Origin of the sequence: Cellulomonas biazotea (assembly GCF_004306155.1) — a bacterium.
Lineage (GTDB): Bacteria > Actinomycetota > Actinomycetes > Actinomycetales > Cellulomonadaceae > Cellulomonas > Cellulomonas biazotea.
This window is the reverse complement of record NZ_BIMR01000115.1, coordinates 1-6,254: the sequence shown is the minus strand read 5'-3', so window position 1 is coordinate 6,254 and position 6,254 is coordinate 1. Positions and strand designations below refer to the sequence as shown.

At 76.8% G+C, this 6,254-nt stretch carries 7 protein-coding genes; 4 read left to right on the top strand and 3 right to left on the bottom strand.

The genetic code is table 11. The features are described from left to right. Positions 1–913, top strand: a 913-nt coding sequence (locus CBZ_RS09015) for an EAL domain-containing protein (RefSeq protein ID WP_130781232.1), incomplete at its 5' end; no start/stop codon positions are given. A 61-nt stretch (positions 914–974) separates the two neighbouring features. Here CBZ_RS09015 and CBZ_RS09010 read toward each other — a convergent pair. After that, on the bottom strand, positions 975–2,255 hold the full coding sequence (locus tag CBZ_RS09010) for a CapA family protein (protein WP_246013194.1): 1,281 nt from the start codon (positions 2,253–2,255) through the stop codon (positions 975–977). 294 nt (positions 2,256–2,549) lie between these two features. Between CBZ_RS09010 and pgsA the strand changes: the two genes are divergently transcribed. From pgsA to CBZ_RS08995, 3 genes are all read left to right on the top strand, one after another. Further along, on the top strand, positions 2,550–3,143 hold the full coding sequence (gene pgsA / locus CBZ_RS09005) for a CDP-diacylglycerol--glycerol-3-phosphate 3-phosphatidyltransferase (protein ID WP_246013192.1): 594 nt from the start codon (positions 2,550–2,552) through the stop codon (positions 3,141–3,143). Between the two features lie 8 nt (positions 3,144–3,151). Continuing rightward, positions 3,152–3,655: a CinA family protein gene (locus tag CBZ_RS09000; protein WP_246013190.1), complete on the top strand. Its 504-nt coding sequence runs from the start codon at positions 3,152–3,154 to the stop codon at positions 3,653–3,655. A gap of 301 nt (positions 3,656–3,956) precedes the next feature. Further along, the gene (locus CBZ_RS08995; protein ID WP_130781230.1) at positions 3,957–4,298 is read left to right on the top strand and encodes a helix-turn-helix domain-containing protein; all 342 of its coding nucleotides are present in this window, start codon (positions 3,957–3,959) and stop codon (positions 4,296–4,298) included. A 203-nt stretch (positions 4,299–4,501) separates the two neighbouring features. Here the strand turns inward: CBZ_RS08995 and CBZ_RS08990 are convergent, their stop codons facing one another. After that, a complete protein-coding gene (locus tag CBZ_RS08990) occupies positions 4,502–5,278 on the bottom strand; it encodes a DNA-formamidopyrimidine glycosylase family protein (protein WP_130781229.1) in 777 nt (258 codons plus the stop codon). Positions 5,279–5,304: 26 nt separating this feature from the next. Beyond that, a partial coding sequence (locus tag CBZ_RS08985; RefSeq protein WP_444979407.1) for an Lhr family helicase occupies positions 5,305–6,254 on the bottom strand: 950 nt, incomplete at its 5' end.

The following is a 6,254-nucleotide window of genomic DNA, read 5'->3' as shown; positions in this document are numbered from 1 at the left end:
CGCCCGGCGGCGGGTCCAGGTCGCGGCCAGCATCGGGATCGCGCTGGCGGACCCCGAGACCGTCGAGGGCGGCGCACCGGCGATGCTCGCGGCTGCCGACGCCGCGCTCTACCGGGCGAAGGGGTCGGGCCGCGGACGGACCGAGGTGTTCGAGTCGTCGATGAGCGTCGCGTCGCACACGACCGTGCACCGCGAGCTCGCCGACGCCCTGGAGCGCGACGAGCTCGTCGTGCACTACCAGCCGATCGTCGACCTCGCCGACCTGCGGGTCGTCGGGTACGAGGCGCTCGTCCGCTGGCAGCACCCCCACCGCGGGCTGCTGCTGCCCGGCGCGTTCCTGCCGCTCGTGCAGGAGGCCGGCCTGTCCGTGCCGCTCGCGCAGTACGTCGCCACCGCGGTCGTCGAGTTCGTCGCGCAGACCCACGACCGCACGCGCTGGGTCTCCGTCAACGTGTCGGCGGACCAGCTGGGGGACGGGGAGTTCGCGACGACCCTGCTGGGGGAGATCTCACGGCGCCGCGTCGCCGCCGGGCGGATCGTCGTCGAGCTCACCGAGTCGTCGCTCGTGGCGTCCGGGACGCGCATCCGGCACGAGCTCACGCAGCTGTCCGCCGCGGGCGTGCCGATCCTGCTGGACGACTTCGGGACGGGTGTCTCGCCGCTGTCCTACCTGCGGGACCTGCCCGTCGCCGGGGTCAAGCTCGACATGTCGTTCACCTCGGGCATCCCCGACGACCCGACGGCGGGGAAGGTCGCCCGCGCGCTCGGCGCCCTCGCGCGCGAGCTCGCGATGGTGACGATCGCCGAGGGCATCGAGCACGAGGAGCAGGCGCGCTACCTGCACCGCAACGGCTGGCGGTACGGGCAGGGCTGGCTGTTCGGCGGGGCGCAGCCGGGCGACGTCTCGCGCTGAACGTCGCCTGGTCGAGTCTGCCTGGCCGGGGCGGCAGGACGGGTCGCCGGCCGTCGCGTCGTCAGCCGGCGGTGCGGGGCACGGCGACTGCCGCGGGGCCCGTCGACTCCACCGGGGTCGTGCGCTGGGGTGCCTGCGTGCCGGCCGCGGCGACGACGCGCGCGGTCCGGTCCGCGACCTGCGCAGCCGACAGCGTCGCCGTGCCGTCGGGGATGTCGACCAGCGCGTGCACCTGGTGGCCGCCCTTGCGGTCGACGGTGATCGGCGTCCACTCGACGCCCGTGACCCGTGCCGGCCCTGCCTCGACGCCGCGCGCCGGGAACGCGCCGGTGCTGCGCACGTGCGCCGTGAGCAGCAGCCCGGAGCTCGTGTCGGGGGAGCAGCATGCCTCGTCCTGGTTCGACAGGTAGTTGCCGAGCCCGTACGCGACCCACATCCCCTCGCCGCGCGGCCCGCCCGCGAGGAGCGCGACGGGCTGCGGCACGTGCGCGTGGTGCCCGATGACGAGGTCGATCACGCCCGAGTCGGCGAGCTGCTGGTCGATCGCGACCTGCTCGGGCGTCGGCTCCGTCCGGTACTCGACGCAGCAGTGGACGCTCGCGACGACCAGGTCGGCCCCTGCGGCGCGCGCGGCGGTCGCGGCGGCGACGAGCGCCGGGACGTCGACGACGTCGACCGACCACGGCTTGTCCGCGTCGACGGGCATGCCGTTCGTCCCGTACGTCGCCGCGACGTGCGCCACGGTGATCTCCTGACCGGCCCGATCGAGCCGGTAGAGCTGCGGCTGCGCCTGCTCGGCCGCGCTGCGAGCCGTCCCGACGTGCCCGAGCCCGGCGGTGTCCATCGCGTCGAGCGTCGCCGTCACGCCCGCGAAGCCGCGGTCGACCGAGTGGTTCGACGCCGTCGAGCAGCCGTCCCACCCCTGCGTGCGCAGCCCCTGCGCGATCTCCGCGGGCGTGCCGAACATCGGGTACCCGCTGGGCGGCGTGCCGGCCGGGGCGACCGGGACCTCGAGGTGGCACAGCGCCAGGTCGGCGGGCTGCACCCACCGGTCGAGCGGTGCGAGCAGCGGCGCGAAGTCGTGCCCGCCCCCGGCGACGCGCGCCGACGACAGCACCGGGAGGTGCGGCAGCACGTCGCCCGTCGCGACGATCGTGAGGTCGGCGTCCGGGTCGGGCGTGGGCGTCGGGGTCGGCGTCGGCGAGGGTGTCGGCGTGACCGGCCGGTCGGACGGCCCGAGGTCCGCGCCGGCGACCGCGCTCCCGCGCGACCAGGGGTCGAGCGCGGCCGCGGCGGCACCCAGCCCCGCCAGGACGACCAGGAGCGCGACGAGGAGGGCCACCGTCGGGCGGCGTCGTCGAGCGGCACGGGCGTGGCGGGACACAACCGGACCTTAGTGCGTGGGGCCCGACGCCCTCGCCCACCTGCGTCCTGACACCCCGGTGCCCGCCGCGGACACCCCGGTGCCCGCCGCGGACGCGCCGGCCACGCACGTCGCGGCGGCGGGTCGGCGCCGGTCCGGGGAGACCCGGTTCCCGATGATCGAGGCGGTCGGGCGACCCGCTCCGACGGCCGTCCGCGCCCAGCCCGGTCGCGCGTGCGCGGAGAGGGTCCCGGACCCAACTACGCTGTCCGGGTGGTCGACGCCGTCCCCTCCGCCTGGAACATGGCGAACGTGCTCACGGTGGCCCGCATCGTCCTCGTGCCGTTCTTCGCCTGGGCCCTCCTGCTCGACGGTGGGCACACCGTCCGCGGTCGCCTGCTCGCGACCGCGATCTTCGTGCTCGCCGCCGCGACCGACCGGCTCGACGGCTGGCTCGCGCGCCGGTCCGGCAAGATCACGGACCTCGGCAAGCTCCTCGACCCGATCGCCGACAAGCTGCTCGTCGGCTCGGCGCTCGTGCTGCTCTCGGCCCTCGGCGACCTGCCGTGGTGGGTCACGGTCGTCATCCTCGTCCGCGAGCTCGGCATCACCGCGATGCGCTTCTTCCTGCTGCGCTACGTCGTCCTGCCGGCGTCCCGCGGCGGCAAGCTCAAGACGGTGCTCCAGTCCGTCGCTATCGGCCTCTACCTGCTCCCGCTCGACGAGCTGCCCGCGTTCGTCGAGGTCGTCGCCGCGATCGCCATGGGGCTGGCCGTGCTCGTCACCGTCGTGACCGGGCTCGACTACGTCCGCACCGCGATCCGCATCCGCCGCGCGGCCGCCGTCCCGCCCGCGGCCGGCCTGTAGGGGTCGTCGTGGGCACCGACTCGGCGTCGCCCGTCGAGCCGCCCGTGCCCACGTCCGCGGCCACGCTGCTCGACGTCCTCGCCGCGCGCGGCTGGACCCTCGCCGTCGCCGAGTCCCTCACCGGCGGGCTGGTGTCCGCGACGCTCGTCGAGGTGCCCGGGGCGTCGGCCGTCCTGCGCGGCGCGGTCGTCGCGTACGCCACCGACCTCAAGGGGACGCTGCTCGGCGTCGACCCCGCGCTGCTCGACGCGCGGGGTGCCGTCGACCCCGACGTCGCCGCCGCGATGGCGCGTGGCGTGCGCGAGCGGCTCGGCGCGGACGTCGGCCTCGCGACGACGGGCGTGGCCGGCCCGACCCCGCAGGACGGTCACCCGCCCGGCACCGTGCACGTGGCCGTCGTGACCGCCGGGACCGTCCGGGTCGCGTCGCTCCGGCTCGGCGGGGACCGCGCCGCCGTGCGTGGCGGGGCGGTCGACGCCGTCCTCGCGCTCGCCCTCGACGTCCTGCGCTGACCGCGGACGACCGCCGCGGACGGGCCCACGCGGGGCGGGGCCGCCCGCACCGCACGGCGCGCCCCGGGTGTGCGTCGTCGCACCGGGCGGCGAGCGTGGGAACACCCGGGGTGGTGGGATCGTTGGGATGCACGTGATGAGCACTCGACCCCCGGCCCGACGGACGCCCGCGCGCTCAGGTGGCGCGCGGTACGGTGGGAGTCTCCCGACGCAGGCGAAGTCGGGAGCGGTGGCGGCGGGACCCGGACGGGAACCGGCGCCGACCAGTGGGCCGGCACGCGACACGAGAGGGGGAGCCCGGATGATTGTGCTACGTCGAGAGATCGGCGACGTCCTGCGGGACGCTCGTCAGCGCCAGGGGCGCACCCTGCGTGAGGTGTCGTCGGCGGCTCGCGTCTCGCTGGGCTACCTCAGCGAGGTGGAGCGAGGGCAGAAGGAGGCGTCGTCGGAGCTGCTGAACAGCATCTGCGAGGCGCTCGACGTCCCGATGTCGCTCGTGCTGCGCGAGGTCAGCGACCGTGTCGCGGTGGCCGAGGGTCTGCTGATCCCCGACACCGTCCCGGCCGACCTCGCGGCCTCCGTCGGCCGCAGCGCCGAGGGTGGATGGCAGCGTCCCCGTGCGGAGCTCGCTCCGATCGGCTGAGGCGTACCGGCCCGGCTGTTGCCGGGTCTCACGGTCCGTGGACCCCGGTCCGCGGACCGCGCCATGTCGGCACCGCCGCGACGACGCGGCGATCCGACGCAGGCTGCCGGGCGCCGGCGCGCGTGCTCTGCGGCCGCCGTCCGCGGCCGGACGGGTGACTGCGGCGTCCGCAGTGTGGTCTCGCCCGGGTGAAAAGCCTGCGGTCAGGACGGCTCGCCGCGGCGGCCCTCGGCCTGGCAGCGCGGGCACCAGAACACCGGCCGGTCCATCGGTGCCGGCCGGGCCGAGCCGACGGCGATCGGGGTCCCGCACCGCACGCACGGACGACGTCGGCGGCCGTGGACCTTCTCGTTCGGCCGCCCGCTGAGCACCGAGCGCTGCATGAGCCGCCGGGCAGTCAGCAGGACGCGCCGCGGGTCGTGGACCTCCTCCGCGGGCGTCCACGGCCACACCCGCTCCGCGAACAGCGACTCGGCCATGAAGATCGTGCCGATCCCGGCCACGACGGTCTGGTCGAGCAGCACCTCGGCGACCGGCGTGCGCCCCTGCCGCGTCCAGCGTCGCAGCGCCTCGTCCAGGTCGAGCGGGTCGTCGAGGACGTCCGGCCCCAGGTGCCCGACGAGCGTGTGCTCGTCCGCCGTCGGGACGACGTCGAGCATCCCGAGGAGCTGCCCGACCGCCGTCCACCGTGCCGTGGCGAGCACCGCGCGCACCCGGAACGAGCGCGCCTGCGCCTGCGGGGAGCCCGTGGCCTCGACGCGCCACGTCCCGTCCATGCGCAGGTGCGTGTGCAGCGTCCGGCCGTCGTCGAACCGCGTGAGCAGGTGCTTGCCGTACGGCGTCGTCCCCAGCACGGTGCGGCCGACGAGGTCGACCGTCGCCGCCGTCGGCCAGCGCAGGTCCGCGCGCACGAGCGGCTGCCCGACGAGCGCGGCGTCGAGCCGGGCCGCCGTGCGGCGCAGGACGTCGCCCTCAGGCACGGAGACCTCGCGGGGGACGCACGCCGTCAGGCCTGACCGCGCAGCCGCAGCCCGCGCGGCGTCGGGGCGAACCCGGCCGCGACGAGCGCCTGGCCCACGGGGCCGTGCAGCGCGCCGTCGGCGAGCACCTCCGCGCCGTCCAGCCGGCTGATCGTCAGGCGCCCCGTGTGCCGCACGCGCACCGCCTCCGCGAGCCCCAGCGTCGCGGCCGCGAGGACCTCGGGGCGGGTGTCGAACGACAGGACCGTCCGTCCGCCGCGCTCCAGGTAGAGCACGAGCGCGCCGTCGACGAGCACCACGAGCGCACCCGCCTTGCGGCCCGGCCGGTGGCGTCCGGGGGTCGCCGGGTCGGTCGGGGGCGTCGCCGCGGTCGCCGGGGTGCCGGAGGTCGACGCGGCGGTGCCGGCGGCCGTCGCCGCGGTGGCCCTCGCGCGGGCACCGTCCTGACCGGCAGGCGCCGACGGCCAGGCGAGCGCCGCGCCGTACGGGTTCGCCGGGTCGGTCGCGGCCAGCACGACGACGACGGCGTCCTGGTCCGCGGCGGACGACGAGGTCACCTCCGCGGTGTGCCACGGCTCGGTCCGCGTCGTGCGGTTCTCCTGGGAGTCGGCGGCGCGCTCGGCGGCCCGGTCGACGACCTGTGCGTCGGCCCGCAGCCGGTCGACCGCGCCCGGCAGGGCGAACTGCGACCCGCCGAGCCGCTCGACGAAGTAGCCGCGACGGACCTGGCCGCCGTTCTCGAGCGCGGACAGCACCCGGTACACGTCGGTGAACCGCCCGCCGATGCCCTCCGACGGGGCGACCGCGCGCGTCAGCACGCCGTGCCGGTCGAGGAGCTGCGCGGCGGTCGCGTGCGCGCGCAGCGTCGGGTCCTGCTCGCGTGCCGGCAGGAGCGACCACCGCCCACCACCCGCCGCGGTGAGCCCGGCGCCCGCCGCCCCGAGCCCCGCGAGGCCCGGCCCACCCGCGCCCGCAC